The organism is Chryseobacterium takakiae (genome assembly GCF_900129385.1).
Taxonomy (GTDB): domain Bacteria; phylum Bacteroidota; class Bacteroidia; order Flavobacteriales; family Weeksellaceae; genus Chryseobacterium; species Chryseobacterium takakiae.
Genome location: NZ_FQVO01000010.1, coordinates 14,248 through 33,149 on the forward strand (window position 1 = coordinate 14,248; position 18,902 = coordinate 33,149).

Annotated in this window: 26 protein-coding genes; 11 read left to right on the plus strand and 15 right to left on the minus strand. The window is 36.9% G+C overall.

Features of this window, described 5'->3' with window-relative positions:
* The first annotated feature begins 220 nt into the window (after window positions 1-220).
* Entirely contained in the window at window positions 221-487 is a 267-nt protein-coding gene (locus BUA76_RS13075) for a hypothetical protein (RefSeq protein ID WP_072885252.1), read from the plus strand.
* A gap of 119 nt (window positions 488-606) precedes the next feature.
* Here the strand turns inward: BUA76_RS13075 and BUA76_RS13080 are convergent, their stop codons facing one another.
* From BUA76_RS13080 to BUA76_RS13095, 4 genes are all read right to left on the minus strand, one after another.
* A complete protein-coding gene (locus tag BUA76_RS13080) occupies window positions 607-1,704 on the minus strand; it encodes a calcium:cation antiporter (RefSeq protein WP_072885253.1) in 1,098 nt (365 codons plus the stop codon).
* Window positions 1,705-1,775: 71 nt separating this feature from the next.
* Entirely contained in the window at window positions 1,776-2,234 is a 459-nt protein-coding gene (locus BUA76_RS13085) for a MaoC family dehydratase (protein ID WP_072885254.1), read from the minus strand.
* Between the two features lie 133 nt (window positions 2,235-2,367).
* Window positions 2,368-2,562, minus strand: a complete 195-nt coding sequence (locus tag BUA76_RS13090; RefSeq protein WP_029295231.1) for a cold-shock protein — start codon at window positions 2,560-2,562, stop codon at window positions 2,368-2,370.
* Window positions 2,563-2,613: 51 nt separating this feature from the next.
* Complete coding sequence (locus BUA76_RS13095) at window positions 2,614-3,732, minus strand: DEAD/DEAH box helicase (protein WP_072885414.1); 1,119 nt, start codon at window positions 3,730-3,732, stop codon at window positions 2,614-2,616.
* Between the two features lie 369 nt (window positions 3,733-4,101).
* Here BUA76_RS13095 and BUA76_RS13100 point away from each other — a divergent pair, with 369 nt between their 5' ends.
* The 6 genes from BUA76_RS13100 to arsB all read left to right on the plus strand — a co-directional run bounded on the left by BUA76_RS13100 (window position 4,102) and on the right by arsB (window position 8,267).
* A complete protein-coding gene (locus BUA76_RS13100; protein WP_228408490.1) occupies window positions 4,102-5,136 on the plus strand; it encodes a beta-1,6-N-acetylglucosaminyltransferase in 1,035 nt (344 codons plus the stop codon).
* A 100-nt stretch (window positions 5,137-5,236) separates the two neighbouring features.
* Complete coding sequence (locus BUA76_RS13105) at window positions 5,237-5,563, plus strand: ArsR/SmtB family transcription factor (RefSeq protein ID WP_029295228.1); 327 nt, start codon at window positions 5,237-5,239, stop codon at window positions 5,561-5,563.
* Between the two features lie 57 nt (window positions 5,564-5,620).
* Window positions 5,621-6,094 carry a DUF6428 family protein gene (locus tag BUA76_RS13110; protein ID WP_072885255.1) on the plus strand — a complete coding sequence of 158 codons (474 nt, stop codon included), beginning with the start codon at window positions 5,621-5,623 and terminating at the stop codon, window positions 6,092-6,094.
* A 26-nt stretch (window positions 6,095-6,120) separates the two neighbouring features.
* Window positions 6,121-6,732 carry an arsenate-mycothiol transferase ArsC gene (locus BUA76_RS13115; protein WP_072885416.1) on the plus strand — a complete coding sequence of 204 codons (612 nt, stop codon included), beginning with the start codon at window positions 6,121-6,123 and terminating at the stop codon, window positions 6,730-6,732.
* Window position 6,733: 1 nt separating this feature from the next.
* Complete coding sequence (locus BUA76_RS13120; RefSeq protein ID WP_072885256.1) at window positions 6,734-7,225, plus strand: GNAT family N-acetyltransferase; 492 nt, start codon at window positions 6,734-6,736, stop codon at window positions 7,223-7,225.
* Window positions 7,226-7,235: 10 nt separating this feature from the next.
* Window positions 7,236-8,267 carry an ACR3 family arsenite efflux transporter gene (gene arsB / locus BUA76_RS13125; RefSeq protein ID WP_072885257.1) on the plus strand — a complete coding sequence of 344 codons (1,032 nt, stop codon included), beginning with the start codon at window positions 7,236-7,238 and terminating at the stop codon, window positions 8,265-8,267.
* A gap of 196 nt (window positions 8,268-8,463) precedes the next feature.
* Here the strand turns inward: arsB and BUA76_RS13130 are convergent, their stop codons facing one another.
* The 9 genes from BUA76_RS13130 to BUA76_RS13170 form a co-directional block, all read right to left on the minus strand.
* On the minus strand, window positions 8,464-9,159 hold the full coding sequence (locus tag BUA76_RS13130) for a VIT1/CCC1 transporter family protein (RefSeq protein ID WP_072885258.1): 696 nt from the start codon (window positions 9,157-9,159) through the stop codon (window positions 8,464-8,466).
* 2 nt (window positions 9,160-9,161) lie between these two features.
* Complete coding sequence (locus tag BUA76_RS13135) at window positions 9,162-9,932, minus strand: phosphatase PAP2 family protein (protein WP_072885259.1); 771 nt, start codon at window positions 9,930-9,932, stop codon at window positions 9,162-9,164.
* Between the two features lie 5 nt (window positions 9,933-9,937).
* Window positions 9,938-11,107, minus strand: coding sequence for a DUF3570 domain-containing protein (locus BUA76_RS13140; protein WP_072885260.1), 1,170 nt, complete (start codon window positions 11,105-11,107; stop codon window positions 9,938-9,940).
* Between the two features lie 34 nt (window positions 11,108-11,141).
* A complete protein-coding gene (locus tag BUA76_RS13145; protein ID WP_072885261.1) occupies window positions 11,142-11,369 on the minus strand; it encodes a DUF4266 domain-containing protein in 228 nt (75 codons plus the stop codon).
* Window positions 11,370-11,456: 87 nt separating this feature from the next.
* The gene (locus tag BUA76_RS13150; RefSeq protein ID WP_072885262.1) at window positions 11,457-12,383 is read right to left on the minus strand and encodes an FAD:protein FMN transferase; all 927 of its coding nucleotides are present in this window, start codon (window positions 12,381-12,383) and stop codon (window positions 11,457-11,459) included.
* A 10-nt stretch (window positions 12,384-12,393) separates the two neighbouring features.
* Complete coding sequence (locus BUA76_RS13155; protein WP_072885263.1) at window positions 12,394-12,837, minus strand: thioredoxin family protein; 444 nt, start codon at window positions 12,835-12,837, stop codon at window positions 12,394-12,396.
* A 56-nt stretch (window positions 12,838-12,893) separates the two neighbouring features.
* The gene (locus BUA76_RS13160) at window positions 12,894-13,289 is read right to left on the minus strand and encodes a hypothetical protein (RefSeq protein ID WP_072885417.1); all 396 of its coding nucleotides are present in this window, start codon (window positions 13,287-13,289) and stop codon (window positions 12,894-12,896) included.
* Between the two features lie 162 nt (window positions 13,290-13,451).
* On the minus strand, window positions 13,452-13,643 hold the full coding sequence (locus tag BUA76_RS13165; RefSeq protein WP_072885264.1) for a hypothetical protein: 192 nt from the start codon (window positions 13,641-13,643) through the stop codon (window positions 13,452-13,454).
* Window positions 13,644-13,708: 65 nt separating this feature from the next.
* Window positions 13,709-13,942, minus strand: coding sequence for a hypothetical protein (locus BUA76_RS13170; RefSeq protein WP_143149910.1), 234 nt, complete (start codon window positions 13,940-13,942; stop codon window positions 13,709-13,711).
* Between the two features lie 150 nt (window positions 13,943-14,092).
* On the opposite strand from BUA76_RS13170, the gene BUA76_RS13175 reads away from it, so the two are divergent.
* From BUA76_RS13175 to BUA76_RS13190, 4 genes are all read left to right on the plus strand, one after another.
* Complete coding sequence (locus BUA76_RS13175; RefSeq protein ID WP_072885266.1) at window positions 14,093-14,392, plus strand: helix-turn-helix domain-containing protein; 300 nt, start codon at window positions 14,093-14,095, stop codon at window positions 14,390-14,392.
* Window positions 14,393-14,810: 418 nt separating this feature from the next.
* On the plus strand, window positions 14,811-15,872 hold the full coding sequence (locus tag BUA76_RS13180) for a 3-oxoacyl-ACP synthase III family protein (RefSeq protein WP_072885267.1): 1,062 nt from the start codon (window positions 14,811-14,813) through the stop codon (window positions 15,870-15,872).
* Window positions 15,873-16,101: 229 nt separating this feature from the next.
* Entirely contained in the window at window positions 16,102-16,296 is a 195-nt protein-coding gene (locus tag BUA76_RS13185; RefSeq protein WP_066440788.1) for a cold-shock protein, read from the plus strand.
* Between the two features lie 332 nt (window positions 16,297-16,628).
* Window positions 16,629-17,090, plus strand: a complete 462-nt coding sequence (locus tag BUA76_RS13190) for a hypothetical protein (RefSeq protein WP_143149911.1) — start codon at window positions 16,629-16,631, stop codon at window positions 17,088-17,090.
* 19 nt (window positions 17,091-17,109) lie between these two features.
* Here BUA76_RS13190 and BUA76_RS13195 read toward each other — a convergent pair whose 3' ends face one another.
* Window positions 17,110-18,411, minus strand: a complete 1,302-nt coding sequence (locus BUA76_RS13195; RefSeq protein WP_072885269.1) for a cryptochrome/photolyase family protein — start codon at window positions 18,409-18,411, stop codon at window positions 17,110-17,112.
* A gap of 7 nt (window positions 18,412-18,418) precedes the next feature.
* Window positions 18,419-18,877 (minus strand): SRPBCC family protein, encoded by a 459-nt coding sequence (locus BUA76_RS13200; protein ID WP_072885270.1) that lies wholly within the window; start codon window positions 18,875-18,877, stop codon window positions 18,419-18,421.
* Window positions 18,878-18,902: the final 25 nt, after the last annotated feature.

Genomic DNA, 18,902 nt, shown 5'->3' on the forward strand with positions numbered 1-18,902 from the left:
AGGACACACACGCAAATTATAATATTACGCAATGTAATAATTTATTTTACTCTACAAATATACTAAAATTAGTATAATATTATACCTATTTCAAAGAAAGTGAAACATTCAAACCGCGGTATCATTTTGATTTGATGGATTTATGATTTTGGGCTGTGCTGCTGGCAAAAAGATATATGGTATAGTTTTTGAAAATTTTTATACCAATTAAAGATTTTCTATGGCCAAACAAATTACTCAACAAAAATTAGACGAGCTTAAAAAGTTAAGATCTTCCTTAACTTCCAATGCCTCGATTGATTACACCATAGGAACAATTGTTCATATTAAACAGGTACTGGCAGATCTGGACCTTACCAGCGCATTTAGCTTCAGCATTACGACAGAACTGAATAAACTGGAAATTTACCGGGATAAATATTCTAACTTTTCTACAACAACATCCATTATTGATAACGCCATTGATTATTATGCTTCGCAATTGTAGATTTGAATAATCTCAAATATATTTTACACCTGCAACTATATAATGTTTATTCCGCAGCAATTTTTATTAGATCAATCTATCTTAAAATAATTTAATCTGAAGAATACCATAAGCTTCTTTTAAGGCACGATACTTATAAACAGATAAATTAGAAAAATCCCTACCAATACAATTCCCTGCATAATATTCGTTTTCCCGGTAGCCAATGATACGGTGATAATAAATAAAGAAAGCCCTAGAAGAACTGTTGATTTGATATCAATACCCAAAGTCATTCTTATGCCAGTAATAACAGATATAATGGCAATAGCCGGAATACTTAGTCCGATACTTGCCAGTGCAGAACCAAATGCAAGATTCAAAGAAGTCTGGATCTGATCATTTTTCGCAGCCCTGAACGCCGAAAGAGCTTCCGGGAGAAGTACAATACCGGCAATTACAATACCTACTGCAGATTTCGGTGCGCCGACAGAAATTACGATAAATTCAACATCTTTTGAAAGTAATTTTGCCATCAATACCACTATTCCCAGGCAGAGTATCAAGAAAAAAATGCTGATATAAATATTTTTGTGAGAAGCTTTTTTGTGGCCATTCTTTCTTCCATAATCTTCCAAAAGTTTGTTCTGCGGTGAAATAAAGAAGCTGCGGTGTCTTATCGTCTGAACCATGGTAAACCCCAGGTAGAGTGAAAGACAGATCAGGGCAATGAAAAGCAGCTGAAAAGATGTATATTCTCCTCCGCTGTGGCTTACCGTGTAATTGGGAAGTATGAGCAGAAATACTACTACTGCCGTAAGAGTAATAAGAGCTGTGCTTACACCTTTCAGGGTAAAAGACTGCTCCCGGTATCTCAATGAACCTATGACAATACAGATCCCGATAATTCCGGTAAGAATAATCATTACGGCTGCAAAAACAGTGTCTCTTGCCAGGGTAATTGTTTCCAGCCCTTTCGCGCCCAGCATAATGGAAATAATAAGTCCCACTTCTATCACCGTAATGGCAAACGCCAAAAGCAATGTGCCGAAAGGCTCACCAATGCGGCGTGCAATTACCTCAGAGTGATAAACTGCCGCCAAAACGCTTCCCAACAATAAAAAAGTTAAAAGGATCGAATAATAGCCTGAAGAAAAAAAAGCACTTCCAAAATATAAGAGCCATGCTAAAAGCGGAACAATGATTGTCCATGTCCGTAAATATTTGTTTTTATACATAAAGATTTTATGAGATTCTATAAAAATGTACTTTTAAAAAAGTTAATGATGTTTTATTCAAATGAAATTTTCTATTTGAACCGATAAAGAAATACTACATCGCCTGTATACGCAGGTTTAAGCTCGTTTTTAATAACAAGTTTTGCCCCTACAACAACTTTAACCATTCCCCTGAGATCATTAACGGATCTTATAGTAGCCTGAAGAGACACCTCGGAATTCACTTTTACCGGAACTCCGAATCTGAAATTTTCTATTCCGTAATTGATTTCAAGATTGACACTACGCACCTCTGCGATCTGTTTCCAAAGATAAGGTATCAGTGAAAGTGTAAGATAGCCGTGTGCAATGGTCGACTTATAAGGCCCCTCATTTTCGGCTCTCTGTTGATCCACATGAATCCACTGATGATCCAGTGTCGCATCTGCAAACCGGTTGATCTGATCCTGATCTATGACATGCCAGGAAGAGCTGCCAACTATCACCCCTTCCAGTAATTTATATTCTTCGTAATTGTTTATGATAACCATGTTTATTTTATTTAGATATTAGTAAGGTAAACCAACAGCAAATTCATACATATTATTACAAATCGTCAAAAGCCCCTAGCATAAAGCGAGAGGCTGATGAGTATAACGAAATAAAGTAATATCCTTATTTATATTATGCGAGTTTCACGTTGACAGCGTTTAAACCTCTGTCACCTTTCTGTACATCAAAAACAACCTGATCGTTTTCACGGATTGATCTTGTATTTAGTCCCGAAGAATGTACGAATATATCTGTACCACCTTCTGAAGGAGAAATAAACCCGAAGCCCTTTGCTTCGTTGAAAAATTTTACGGTGCCTGTTTGCATTGTAATTATTATTAAAGTTAAAAAGTATGTTATCTGTACACTTTACAGATTTCATTTTTGAAATTGTCTGACCGGCATGGTAAAGCCAATCAGTTTTTGAATATTTTTAAGATCTGAACGTTCTTCTCTATCACAGAAAGAAATAGCCGTTCCTTCGGCTCCCGCTCTTCCTGTCCTGCCGATTCGGTGAACATAGGTTTCCGGAACATTAGGAAGTTCATAATTTACCACACGCGGCAAATCATCTATATCAATTCCTCTTGCTGCAATATCAGTAGCAATCAGCACATTAATTTTGCTGTTCTTAAAATCACTTAGTGCAGCTTGCCTGGCTGCCTGCGATTTGTTACCATGAATGGCCGCTGCAAAAATTCCAGCGTTTCCCAGCTGAGCAACAAGTTTGTTGGCAATATGTTTTGTGCGGGTAAAAACCAGCGAGCGTTTTACATCTTTACTTTGAAGTATATTAATAAGTAAACCGGTCTTGTTTTGTTTTTCTACAAAATATACAGACTGCTGTACGCTCTTCGCTGTTGACGATACCGGATTTACCGTAACCTCAACAGGATTATTAAGCATGATTTGTGCAAATTTCCGGATATTAACGGGCATGGTAGCAGAGAAAAACAGGGTTTGCCTTTTCTGTGGAATCATTTTCAGGATTTTCTTCACATCATTGATAAAGCCCATATCAAGCATGTGGTCTGCTTCATCCAAAACAAGAATTTCTATTTTGGAAAGATCAATATGCCGTTGTCCTACAAGATCCAGAAGTCTTCCGGGTGTAGCTACCAGAATATCCACTCTTTTTCTTAAGGCAGCAAGCTGGCCTCCTATGGAAACACCTCCATAAACAGAGAGCTGCGAAAGAGGAAGATATTTGCTGTAGATCCCGAAATTTTCTTCAATCTGTATCGCCAGTTCCCTTGTGGGAGTAAGGATTAAAGTTCTTATCTCATTGTGTTCCGGGGTATGTTTTTTCAGGAGCTGAAGAATAGGCATTGCAAATGCGGCAGTTTTTCCGGTACCGGTCTGCGCACATCCGATGATATCTTTACCGGCAAGAATATGAGGAATGGCAGAGTACTGTATTTCTGTTGGTTTGGAATATCCGGCTTCTGTTACAGCACGGACAATGGGATTGATTAAATGTAAGTTTTTAAAACTGATCATAATTGTTCGGGAATTCCCCGGTATCTTGTGAACAAATCCGCATTGGGATCTGAATAGGTAATGTTGTAAGGATAAACAAATCAAGTCATACTCTTTCTGTTATCAGCTTTTTTGCTTAACACTCCAATAATATTTAATATAAAATAGTACCGTCCGGCCTGCAATGACATAGCATTTCTTATAATTGACGAAATTGTAATTCCCGTTGTTATCTTGAAATCGGATTAATAATTGGGCAGCTGGAGAAGCAAGACTGAGAGATCTAATTTGATTTAAAAGATGCCAGTTTAGCGAAGGCAGGAACCTGTCTTATGAACACATTGCAAATATACAGTAAACAATATAAAAAACATTAAATATAATTAATTGATTATCAAAATTTTATTTGTACCTTCCTCCCAAACAGAATTGTTTGCAACCATGCGGATGATTTTAAATTCCGTACCGATGCAAACCCAAATGAATAGCCCGCAAACCCAATCTGAAACACTGGATCAACATTCTTCCCGACAGGTAAGGATTGCCTATTTCATCATGATTCATCATAAGCCGCATGTTTTCAGGGCCATGTTCGAAAAAATCTATACCCGTGACCAGTTTTACCTGATTCATATCGACAGAAAAGCCAAAGCAGAGCTAACGGAGGAGATTCAGATGTATCTGATGAAATATCCGAATGTTTTTATTCTTGAAAGCATGAATATTGTTCCCGGAGGCTTCAGTATGATTCAGGCTGAGCTTAACGCCATGGAATATCTGCTGAATGTTAGCAAAGACTGGGATTATTTTGTCAATTTAAGCGGCGAAGACTATCCGCTCAAATCGCAGAACATCATCCGAAAGTTTCTCACCGTCAATAACGGCCGAAATTATCTTTTTTATTATGATCAGAAGTTTTACAGACCCGATACCCTTAAAAGAATACAGAATCACTTTACGGAACTAACACATAAAATTTCTTCGTTAATTTATAAAAGAGAATTTATGGAGGGAGTTATTCCCTATATCGGTGGCAAATGGTTTATGTTTACAAGAGAGACCTGTACCTTTCTTATTAATAATAAAAGGGTTATGGATTTCGAAGATTATTATCTGCACACTTTTTTACCGGCAGAATCTTTCTTTCAGACCGTTCTTATGAATACTGTTTTCAAAGATATTATTGTAAATGATGATAAAAGGGCGTCTATTGAAATAAGCTTTTTTAATAAAAACCAATATCATATTCAACTTATAGAATCGCTTAAAAACAGCAACCAGCTTTTCATCAGAAAAGTAAATGACAAAACCCACGAAAGTATTCTTCAGTACATTAATGACAGTTTTCTTATACCTTTAAAGGAAATTGATGAGGTACAGAGAGAAATTAAACGAGATGACCGTGACAATAACTGGTCTTAGTGCATATTGATAAGAGCGGTGTGATGTTAAACAAATATTTCATTTTTTTATTAGGATAATTCATTACTTAATCGTAATATTGCAATATACAAATAATTTTATGGGAGCAACCAAAACAGATCATTTCACAGATGAGCAAAACAGAATAGCAATCATTGCCAAAGCACTGGGACATCCCGCAAGAATTGCTATTATTGAATATTTGCTGAAGGTTAACACCTGCATCTGCGGAGATATTGTGAATGAATTACCTTTGGCACAGGCTACCGTTTCGCAGCATTTGAAAGAACTGAAAAATGCAGGGCTTATCAAAGGAAACATCGAAGGAACAGCTATCTGCTATTGCATCGATGAAAATGCTTTTGCAGTACTTAAAGATTACTTTTCAAAAATAATTGTTACTGTTGCCAATCAAAAATGCTGCTAGGCATTTTTTTAATATGAATTATCGCAATATTGCATTAAACCAATAAATTATAACATCATGAAATTATCAGAAATTAAAGAAATTTTACCAGCATTGGAAAATATTGAATTTCAGCTGGAAGACGGAACTTTTGTTCCGGAACATTTCCATGTGACAGAAGTTGGTAGTGTCATCAAACATTTTATTGACTGCGGAGGGACGATCCGGAAAGAAAAAAAAGTTAATTTTCAATTGTGGAATGCCAATGATTTTGAACACAGGCTGAAACCAACAAAACTTCTCAATATCATCAGGCTCTCTGAAGACAAGCTTGGCCTTGAGGATGGCGAAATTGAAGTAGAATACCAGAATACGACTATTGGAAAATACAATCTTGAGTTTAACGGACAGAATTTTGTTCTTACCAGTACGACCACTGCCTGTTTAGCACAAGATGCCTGTGGAATTCCTGCAGAAAAACAAAAAATCAGCTTGTCTGAACTTTCTTCTGATTCATCTTCGTGCTGTGCTCCAAATTCGGGATGCTGCTAAATATAACCACTTATAATACTATAACAATGTATCTTAAATTATCAGAAACCGTGCAACTGATGAAAAATCAGGAAATAAGTCCGGAAAGAAAAAATACACTTGCTCCATTAATTGATTTCATTCAAAAAAAGGTGGATGAAAAAAAAGGCATTAACATTAATTTTATCTGTACCCACAACTCAAGAAGAAGCCATTTATCGCAGGTTTGGGCACAGCTAGCCAGTTTTTATTATGACGTTCCTCACGTTACCTGTTATTCCGGAGGAACAGAAGAAACGGCATTGTTTCCTAAAGTAGCAGAAACCCTTATCGGACAAGGCTTTTCCATTATAAAAATTTCTGATTCCGAAAATCCTGTGTATGCCGTTAAATATGATGAAAACAGTCATCCCATCATCGGTTTCTCTAAAAAATACGATCATTCTTTTAATCCGGTTCAGGAATTTGCAGCAGTCATGACCTGTTCTCAGGCCGATGGCGGCTGTCCTTTCATTGCAGGAGCTGAAAAACGAATCCCAATTACTTTTGAAGATCCTAAAATCTCTGACGGCACAACTGAACAGACAAAAGTATACAATGAGAGAAGCCTGGAAATAGGAGCTGAAATGCTCTATGTCTTTTCACAGATCAAAAAATAATATGGAAATCGTATCAATCAATAAAGATCATTATCCTGATATTGCTGCCATTTACAAACAAGGCATCGATACGGGTATGGCGACATTTGAAACTTCCGTTCCTTCATGGGAAAGCTGGAGTGAAAATAAACTGCAGCATAGCAGATTCATCGCTTTTGAGAATAATCAGGCATTGGGATGGGCGGCTTTATCAAAAGTAAGCAGCCGTTGCGTATATGAAGGTGTTGCCGAAGTAAGCATTTATATATCCGAAAATCACCGAGGAAAAGGTGTCGGAAAAATACTGATGGAACATCTCATTAAGGACAGTGAAACCCACGGAATATGGACTTTGCAGTCGGGAATGTTTCCCGAAAACGAAGCCACTGTAGCATTGCATAAAGTTTTCGGATTCCGGATTATAGGCTATCGCGAAAAAATAGGAAAGCTGGGAGATGTATGGAAAGATAGCTTGATTATGGAAAGAAGAAGCAAAATCGTAGGAACAGATTAAAAAAAATGAAATGCAAACAAAATTAAAATTTCCCGACAATTTCCTGACCCTCTGGATATTTCTGGCCATGTTTTTGGGAATAGGCTTAGGATATTTCTTCCCCGAAATTGCTAAAATCAGCGATGCAATGTCTTCAGGAACTACCAATATCCCGCTGGCAATAGGGCTGATCATTATGATGTATCCGCCGCTGGCAAAAGTTGACTATACATTATTGCCTAAAATCTTTCAGGATAAAAAAGCCATCGGAATTTCTTTACTGCTAAACTGGGTGATTGGCCCCATATTAATGTTTGTACTGGCTGTTGTTTTTCTAAGAGATGAACCTAATTATATGATTGGGCTGATTCTCATCGGCCTTGCAAGATGCATTGCCATGGTTCTTGTATGGAACGACCTGGCAAAAGGCAATCGGGAATACGGCGCGTTGCTGGTAGCGCTGAACAGTATTTTTCAGGTATTGAGCTACAGCTTTATGGTGTGGCTATTCATCAACATTCTGCCAGAAAAACTGGGGCTTGCTCATTTCAATGTCACCGTATCAATGGCTGATGTTACCAAAAGTGTTATGATTTACCTGGGGATTCCTTTCCTTGCCGGATTCTTAAGCCGCTATTTTTTAGTCAGGTTAAAAGGAACGGAATGGTACAACAGAAAATTTATTCCTGCCATTTCTCCCCTTACATTGTATGCATTATTATTTACCATTGTATTAATGTTCAGCCTGAAAGGCGATACTATTGTAAAGCTGCCTTTAGATGTGGTAAAAGTGGCGGTTCCTCTTATTGTGTATTTTCTGCTGATGTTTTTTATAAGTTTCCTGATTAACAAATCGCTTAATATTCCTTATGATAAAAACGCTTCCATTGCATTTACGGCAACGGGAAATAATTTTGAACTGGCGATTGCAGTATCTATCGCAGTTTTCGGGATCAGTTCCCCACAGGCATTTGTAGGAGTCATTGGTCCGTTGGTGGAAGTTCCGGTTCTTATCCTGCTTGTAAGAATAAGTTTGTGGCTTAAAAAAAGATATTACAGTTAGGTAGAATGAAACTTATTGCTTAATTTCTTTAAATATAAGACGCTTTCTTTTGTGAATCTGATCATTCTGTTTTTATTATGTTTCCAAACCAGCCTGGATTGGCGTGGCATTGGGAGTAATTGTCGCATTATTACGCAGGAAATGGGATTGTTAAAAGCTTTAGGTGCAGCCTATATTTAGCTTCTCATTATTGGGTTTAGGAAACATTCACCCCGAAAATATGCCCTATAAATGCCGTAACCCCCATTGCCACGGTCCCCCAGAAACATATTCTCATGACGGCGACAACTATTTTTGAACCACCGGTTTTCGCAGAAATGGCTCCGAGAATCATCAGAAAAATAATAGAAAATCCATATTGAAAGTACACCATTTCTTTGATGGGCGCTGTAATAGAAATAATAAAAGGAAGCAATGCCCCGAGAGCAAAGGAACCAAACGAAGCAATGGCCGCCTGTAATGGTTTTGCCTGCGTAATCTCATTAATGCCCAACTCATCGTGGGCATGGGCTGCCAACGCATCATGCTCGGTAAGTTCGGCAGCCACCCGTATAGCGGTTTCTTTGCTTACTCCCCGTTTTTCATAGATTTTGGCAAGTTCCTGCAACTCTATTTCCGGCATTTCTTCAAGCTCACGTTTTTCACGCAACAAATCTGCTTTTTCGGTATCTTCCTGAGAACTTACGGAAACATACTCTCCTGCTGCCATGGACATGGCACCGGCAATCATTCCTGCGAGGGCGGCAAGAATAATGGTATTTCTATCAGGTGATGCTGCAGCAACCCCAATAACAATACTCGTAGTGGAAAGCAATCCGTCATTGGCTCCCAATACCGCTGCTCGAAGCCATCCTACCCTGTTTACATAATGTTTTTCTAAAAGATGATGCATTATTAAAAGTTTAAAACCAGTCCGGCTCCAAAGTTTTTACCATCTGCAACAGGATAAATCATCGTAAAACTTTTGGAATCTTGTTTATTAAATAATATATTAATGTATGGGAACAACCAGTATGCCAGTTCCGTGCTTAAAATCCCGAATCCTGCACCTGCCACAACATCTCCCACCCAATGTTTGTCATTAAGCGTTCTGTAAACACCTGTAAAAATGGCAATAGGATATCCCGAAAGAGACAGCCAGAAATTTTCATCCTTATATTCCCTGAAAAGAAAATGAGCTGATGAAAAAGCAGTTGTTGTGTGTCCGGAAGGAAAAGAAAGGTGGTTGGACCCATCCGGCCGATCTTCCTTTACCAAATGTTTCAGGGGAAAAACAAATGCAGCGGAAATTACCTGTGAAGTTCCGTAGATGATCGTCCGTTCCCTGAAATTATGTTTTCCTTTAATTCCGGAAAGATTATATCCATATACCATTACCGCAGGGAGATATTGGGTATAATTATCGAGCTTAATATGGTTGGGCTGATGTTCTCCGATTTCATATTTCGTAGACCTGTTGAGGTTTTTTAATGCATCCGAAGTAAGACTTACTGTTCCATATCCTATGAATACAGCCGGAATAATAAGCTTTTTATAGCTTGGCTTATAGACTTTATCCTGATACTTGAAATTTTCACCGGACATGGAAGAATCTGCTTTCATCTGTCCATTCACAGAAAAAGAAAAAATCAAAGCAGTGAAAATTGTGAGAAATGGTGATTTCATGGTTATTATCTGAACCTTAAATTTAAGGAAATAATATCAGATCTCATCCCTACAGATTTTGTATAATGTCCATATCTTAATTCCAGCATATTCAGGCGTTCCACTCCAAATAAACCATTCTTCGGGCTGATTCGGATTCCGGCCCCATAAAAGTGGCTGTCGAATTTTGACAAATCATAATTACTGGTATAAAAATCATCAAAAGCCGTATGCTGCTGATAAGGCGCGAAATATTTTGTTGCCGTTTGAGAATAATACCTATAGAACGGACTTACCGAAATAAATGGTGAAATTTTCACCGGCGTTTCCAGGCTGAAGGTATTGGATTTCAGTCCCCAGTCATCAGTATAATAGCGATAATAGGCCCGCAGGATTACTTTATCGCCCAGGAAATAGTTGGCTCTCAAACCTAAAGGAATTTTAAATCTTTTATCCGGTAAGGTTTCCTGATGTACAGAATTATCATTAAAATAGACCCTGTGAAACGGCAGGCTTAAATATCCTGTCTGCTGAACGGCATCTCCTAAAATCTCGATCTGGAAATTCTGATTGATAATCTGGGAATAGGCCAGAGACAGTGCAAAAGTGTTTCTACCACTCGTGCCATAGCCTTCACTGGTTCTTAATTCGATAGGTGCAATAAGCTTAACCTGATCCAGAAAGGTCTGGAATTTTGCCGTAAATTCTCCCATCCGGTTTGCCGTTTTCTGCGAAAAGCCAATGTTGGCACCGTAAGACTGGTAATCAAACTCAAAAGATGTAGAAACTCCCGCCATTAAGGATGTTCCTTTGGATTCATTTTCACGGCTCCAGCTTAAAGCAGGATAAATTCTGTTGTCTGATCGGGATGCGGATGAATTGGCTTTAAGATCAATCATATCTGAAGATGCGGAAGTATAATGATCAATGCCCACACTAAAGCCGAATTTATTTTTCCTGTCTTTTTTATCGTACTTTACCATTGTTACATCTATGGTATTGGAAATATCGGTTAATTTTTCCGTGCCTGTTCCTCCTGTAACGGCAGAGTTATTTCCGTCCTGTTTATAGTAGCTTGAAACTAGATTGGCTTCATCAAAAGTCAGCTTTTTCGGCTGTTCATTATTTGTATTTTCCTGTGCTTTTGCATTAAAAATTCCAAAAAGAGCAATAACACTTATGATTAATTTTTTCATTTTAGATCACTTTAATTTTGTAAGTATTCTTTTTTTAATTACACCCGCAGCCGCCGCCAACTTTCCCTGCATTGGCTCCGGAAGAGCCTTCTCGGTAAGACTGGAAGCTTAGCTCGGTTTTTTCGATCGGTCTGTTTCCGAGAATCATTTCAGAATCATTAAGCTTGTTTTTTTCGTACTCTTTTACGGTGGTACAGGATTGCAGTGAGGCAATGGTGATCAATAGGCAAATTGCCACTATTATTTTTATAAAATTTTTCATTGGTTCTGAATTTGTTTTAGAAACTTTTATTCTGAATTAAGAGAGAGATTTTTTGCTACACTTTGTAGATTCAGAATGATGATGGTTTCATTTTAAATTAATGTTTTGTGATGAATATATTTTGTCCTGGTCATCAATAATAATACATTCCAGATGATTAATCTGGTTGACCATATGGATCGCTGCATTGATTCCCATAATGCTTACAGGGGTCGCCATGGCGTCTGCAATTTCTGCATTAGGACAAAAAACAGTTACACTTTTTATTCCTGAAACAGGCATTCCTGTTTTAGGGTTGATCGTATGTGAATATCTTTTCCCGTTGATGATAACGAATTTTTCGTAATTCCCGGACGTTGCAATGGCCATATCGGTAATATTCATATAGGAAAACGGCCGTCCGGCATTATCCGGATCTGCAATTCCTATCGTCCAGGGTTTTCCGTCTGCCTGATTTCCCCATGCAGTAAGATCCCCGGAAGCATTGACAATTCCTGAGGTTACTCCTCTTCTTTGCAGAAGTCTCTTTGCCATTTCGGCAGCATACCCTTTCCCGATTCCTCCGAAACCTATGCGCATTCCTTTCTCTTTGAGAAAAACTGTCTGGTTATCTCGATCAAGAATAATATTACGGTAATTCACGAGCTTCAGATGATCTTTAATAAGTTCAGGATCTGGAAGCGCATTCATTGTACGGTCGAAATTCCAGAAGCTTTTATCAATTCCGCCATAGGAAATATCAAAATATCCGTCTGTAACAGCACTGATACGCATACTTCTTTCAATAAGATCAAAAATTTCCAGGTCTACCTGTACAGGTTGTATTCCTGCATTTTTGTTGATAAGATTGGTCTGGCTTTCTTCATTGAAAGTAGTAAACAATTTTTCAATCCTGCGTATTTCTTCAATGGCTACATCAATATGCTCCTGAGCTTTTTTCTCATCATTTCCCACAACGGTAATTTCAAAAGCGTTCCCCATAAGTTTCTGAGGTCTTTTGAATTCTCTTAGCATACGCGTTAATTTATTTTTGGTTTTCTTTGACCGAACGGATTTCGTTACTAAAAGCCAAGGCATTTTCAGACGGAAGCCCTTCCCAGGTTTTCAGCACCTTTCCGTCCTGGTTCAATAACAGCGTATACGGAAAAAGACCTTTTGGATTATATTGATCGGCAAGGGCTGCATTTTCCTTTTTCAGTTCGGCAGAAAGCTGGTTCTTTTTGTTTCTTGGAAAATCTGCATTGATATAAAGGATAATATGATCAGCCTGCAGCTTTTTGAAATCTTCAGCTTCCATAATATTTTTATGAAGTTTGATACACGGAATGCACCAGTCTGAACCGGAAAAATTAAGTAAAATAAGTTCTTTATTTTCTGCTGCCGTTTTTTTTGCAGTTTCCAGCCTGTTCTGTGCGTGATAAACAATGGAGAATACAACCATTACAATGGCTGACAATAGTGTTTTCATTATGTATAATGATTTATAATTTAACGATATTATATTTGATTTGGTTTAAATCAATTTTAAATTACCGGGGAATGTCTGGGAGGCTCCCAGATGGAGCCTGCAAATCCTTTGAAACGGAAGTCCTCATCCTTTGACGGGATTTTATTTGACGTTATCTGTTGTACGTATGAATTTTTGGATTCAAAGCTAAATCCCGGATTCATTACAGTAAAAATCAAAGCCAAAGGTGCGGAATGGATGATAAAGGGAAGTTTCTGATCTTTTCCTTCATCTCCGTCTTTAACAGGATGGTTGTAATGGGTTTTGAGAAAAGCAATGAACGGCATTTCCGGATTGAGCTTTTTATGCTCACAGTAATGTTCTATGAGATTCGGGATTTTCAAAAGCTGATATAATTCGGTTGTAGAAACCAAATATAACGAGAGGAACAATATGGAAATCAACTTTTTCACCATTCAAATTTATAAAATGTTTCGTTTAGAATTACTTTAAATTAACATTTTAATATTTTTTTAAAGTCACGCTTGGACGGCTATGTTTTTATCAGATTTCCAGAAAGATTTAAACTCCTGCAGACCTTTGTAAAGTTGCGGGATTCTCAGCGTCTTCGGCATTCATGATATTTCCTTTTTTTCGGAATGAGAATAGGATATTGAAAAGGTACTGAGAAAGGTAATGGTTGTACGGTTTCCACTTTCATCAACTTTTATGACAAGCGATTTGCAGCAGGGTGATGCATTGAAATGGTTTTTGTATTGTGTTCCGCATTTGAAGCATTCCGTAATTACGGTTTCATTTTTTTCCATGATTATTGTGTTTGTTTATAATTGTTTTGGATGAATGTTTATAATTTTTTACTGTTAAACCTTAGTTAATTATGCTCTGTCTGAAATTTATTGATGAGGGATACTTTGTAGAGTGCATCAATCACTTTTTGGTCGCTGAGTTTTTTCTTTCTGACTTTTCGAATATACGCCGGATCTTTCGGTTCTTTTTTAAGAATAATATTAACTGAAGTGGTATAGCGTGGCGGCAGCCATTGCTCGATAAAATCAAGCTTTTCGCCGGTTTTATCCTGATGAGAGGGTTTCATCAATGTACTCATAGAAACGATCAATTTTGTTTAACCTTTTTTTGTAATTTTGTGTCTGTCTGATAAGACATTTGAAAAACAAATATACAAATATATATTAAAAACAACAAATTATTGAATTTTAACAATATTTTATTGTTTTTATTTGATAAAACACTCAATATGAAAATTTACGAAAAAATCCGTGAGTACAGCAAGAGCAGAGGCGAAACCATGAAGGAAATTGCAAACGCATATGGTGTAACCCCTCAATCTATCCAGCTTTATTTTTCGGGAAAAAATGCGATGCCTCTTAATTTCCTGGTGTGGTACATTGAAGAACATCCGGATTTGGATTTATATGCTCTTTTCAATAAGAATGAGCAGAGTATTGTTTCTGAACCTAAACCGGCTTATCATAAAAAGTCGAAAAAGCAGGACGTTATTGACAGGATTGTAGAAATTCTGGAAAAAGAACTATAAACAAATAGCAAAACAAAACCTATAATGAATATTGTTGTTAAATTTTCAATGAATTAAATAAAAGTTCTTATAAAATCTTACCAAGACCATCAGATAATTTACTCAATTGCTATTCTATGAATGTTAATTTTAACAAAATTAAATACATTTATAGCAGTATTTATTTTTAATGAGCTACCTTTATCCGTGATATAGAAAATGTACAATTTTATGATTTATTATTGTATTTTTTGTATTACTATTGTTTTAATGATCAGGATTCCACAAATATATCATAAGATTTGTAATCAGGATTTGTTATTCCGGCGAATAATGCTCGCAGGTATACTAAGGGCTTCACCATCATCTGAAGTTTTATGGACACTGGTTGAATAATAATTCAGCTATTTATGTATTAAGGATTAGAATCTTTTTGGATATGACAAGCAAAATCATAGGTGTAGGGAACTACATCCCCTCAGAAACCATCAGTAACTTATTTTTCGGCGAACATGTTTTCCTGAATGAAGAAGGAAACTTACTGAAAGACAGTAATGAATCTATTACAAAAAAATTACAGAAAATAACAGGTATCGAAGAAAGAAGATATGCCGGCAGCACACAGGTTGCTTCAGATCTTGGCCTTATTGCCGCACAGTCTGCGATTGAAGATTCAGGGATTGATCCTGAGACTCTTGATTATATTATTTTCGCCCATAATTTTGGAGATGTGCGCTTCGGAACCATTCAGTCTGATACCGTTCCGAGCCTGGCGTCAAGGGTAAAGCACACTTTACGCATTAAAAATAATTTCTGCGTAGCATATGACGTCCTTTTCGGCTGTCCGGGATGGATTGAGGGAGTCATTCAGGCGCACGCTTTTATTCGCTCCGGAATGGCTAAAAGATGTCTTGTAATAGGTGCCGAAACGCTTTCGAGGGTAGTAGATATTCATGACAGGGACAGTATGATCTATGCAGACGGAGCCGGAGCTGTTATTCTGGAAGCCAACGATGCGGATGATTCTGGAATTAAATCGCACCTTTCAGCTTCTTATACCTTGAACGAAAAAGATTTCCTGTACTTTGGGAAATCTTATAATAATGAAAGCTGCCCGGATACGAAATACATTAAAATGGACGGAAGAAAAATCTATGAATTTGCTCTTTCCAACGTTCCTACAGCCATGCAGAAGTGCCTGGATGACAGCGGGTATTCTATCAATGACCTAAGCAAAATTATTATTCATCAGGCTAATGAAAAAATGGACGAAGCAATTGTGGAAAGATTTTATCAGCTGTATGGAATGAATGTTCCTTCGGGAATTATGCCAATGGTAATCAGCAAATTAGGAAACAGCAGTGTGGCAACAATTCCTTCTCTTCTCACAATGATCCTTAAAAATGAACTGGAATCCCATACCATAGAAAAGGATGATATTATTCTTTTTGCATCTGTAGGAGCAGGAATGAATATCAATGCAATGGTTTACAAATTTTAATAAACAAACGTTATCCGTTTAAACTAATATACAAATATTTTTGATAATCAATAATTTAAATTAACAGCGATAGGTATATTTTTGTATATTTGCAAAACAAAACAGGTTTCTGCCTTTGCTATTCTGTAGAGCATAGATAATATTTTCTTTCAGTTTACTTTTTCAGCCATTTGTTTTATAAGGTCACGGCACAAGGCTTTGGCTTAACAATAATTTAATACCATTTACAATGCAAGAAGGCACAGTAAAATTTTTCAATGAAGCAAAAGGCTTCGGATTTATCACTCCAGCAGACGGAAGCAAAGATGTTTTTGTACATTCTTCCGGATTAATCTCAAGATCTATCCAGGAAAATGACAGAGTAGTTTTTGAAGTTCAGCAGGGCCAGAAAGGCTTAAACGCAGTGAACGTAAAATTGGCATAATGCCGAATGTCAAGGTACTGACAGTTGAGACAAAAGGTATTGACGGAGCTTTCTCAGTAGCCAAATCTAGTTAATATCCAATTTATCTGTTTTCTCATTCTGAAGACATTACCTGAAAAAGACATTATTAAATTGATTTAATCTTATTTTATATATGTCATAAACCTCCTGTGAATGCGGGAGGCTTTTTTATGTATTTTCATCAATGACTGATAAAATAGTTTTCCTGTTTTTAGCAATTTATTTATCTTCGTTTTTTCAACCTTAATATTTTAATTTTGTCTCAAGAACCAGCAAATAAGCCAGTCAGCTCCTCTCATAAACTGATTCCTATGACGGATTTCGTTATAGAATATTACTCCCATGAAGGGTATGCAGATCTGCAGACCTTAAAACTGATGAATAATTATGCTAATTTCCTGAAAAAACCTCTGACACTCGGTATGTTTGTGCCGGTAGATAACAAAGGAAACATTCTTAAAGAGCCTAAAAATTACTCTTCCTGGAAATCTCTTCAACATAACAAAAAATCAGGCAAAACAGAAAGTCCCGTTTTCGAAGAGTATAAAATATACCGCAATGCAGAGCAAAAATGTCTGTTTGAAGGATTTATCATTGCTTACAATGGATATTCCGTAGTACGGATCACCGCGATGTATAATCCCAAGATTGAGCTTTCCTTTAATAAAAATGATAAGAGCTTTCAGAACTTCAGCGATGTAGAATCACTAACATCTTTTGATGAAATATTTTTAAATGCCAATGCATTGAAGAAACTGGGACTTCGTCCATAAAGCTGAATTCAATAACAGATCAGTTTTTCACTGCTTTTCCATAAACTTCGAGTGCTCTTTTCCTGGCAAAAGTATGTTCTACTATTTCTTCTGCATTAATTTCATTTTCATTAAGCCATGTTTTGATATACTTTTGATCTTTATCAAATTTTTTGGCCTGTTCAGCAGGATTAAAAACCCTGAAATAAGGTGCTGCATCGCAACCGCAGCCTGCAGCCCACTGCCAGTTTCCGTTGTTGGAAGAGAGCTCATAATCCAGAAGTTTTTCTGCAAAATATGCTTCTCCCCATCTCCAGTCGATCAACAGATGTTTGGTAAGGAAACTTGCCACCACCATTCTTACTCTGTTGTGCATGAATCCGGTTTCGTTCAGTTGACGCATTCCCGCATCAACAATCGGATATCCGGTTTTTCCTTTGCACCAGAGATCGAATTCTTTTTCGTTGTTTCTCCATTCTATCTTTTCATATTTTTCTTTGAAAGAATGGTTGACAACTTTGGGGAAGTGATAAAGAATCTGCATGAAAAATTCTCTCCAGATTAGCTCATTCAGCCAGGTTTCATTATGTGCCAAGGCAAACTGAACACATTTGCGTACGGAAATTGTTCCGAAACGCAGGGCTACGCCAAGATGCGTGGTGTGATCCTTTCCTGGAAAATCCCTGTATTTATCATAATTATCAATGATGGATTTTTTTAATGCAGGATCCATCATTTTCAAATCTGTTTTTTTGAATCCGATATCCTTAAGATCAGGAAACGGAGCAGGTTTGTACGAAAGAAAATTGGAAAAATTAATTCTGAAACTTTCGATCTTATTTTTCTTTAAAAGTTCTTTCCATTTTTTCGAATAAGGCGTGTAAACCGTGTATGGCGTACCATCACTCTTCATCACTTCATCTTTTTCAAAAATAACCTGGTCTTTAAAGCTTTTAAAATTGATCTCGTTCTTTTTCAGGAAATATTCGATTTCCTGATCACGACTGATAGCCTTAGGCTCATAATCCGTATTGCAGAAAACCGTATCAACATCATAGTTTTTCATTAGTTTTTTGAAAGCATCAAGAGGTTTTTCATAAAAGACTGTAATTCCGCTATTGTGTTTATTAAGCTCATTATGAATCTCTTTCAGAGCCTGATGAAAGTAATCTACTCTCTTATCCGACTTGTTTTCCAGTTGATCAAGGATATCCTTGTCGAAAATAAAAACAGGAAGTACTCTTTGTTTCTGTTGTAAAGCATGATAAAGACCACAATTATCCTGTAGCCTGAGATCTCTCCGGAACCAGAAAACATTTATTTTATTCTTTGTTTCAGACATACATCAGTTATTGATTGAAATATTTTTCCAGAACTTTAAAGCGATAATCGAAAATATGTTCAAGCTTATTTTTAACAAAAAGTCTGTTCGCTATTTCGCCGATAAAACCAAAGGGAAGCTCATAATCAACCTTGTCTTTCATTAGAACACCCTGCTCATTTTCGATAAATTCATGATGATGATTCCAAAGTTTGTAAGGCCCTTTTTTCTGAAAATCGGTAAAGCTTTTCCTGAAATTTACCTGGGTAATTTCTGTTTTCCATTTCATTTTAATTCCAAAAAGCGGTGAAACGAAATAATCGATGATCATTCCTTCATATATTTCGTTTGTGTCGAACTTTGTACGGACAATGAAATTCATATCTTCAGGAGTAATTTTGGAAAGATTTCCGGGGGAAGAAAAAAATTCCCAGGCTGTTTTCAGATCACAATGCAGCTGCTGTTCACGGAATAATGTATGTTTCATCTTTTTTCTCAATCAAATACAATTA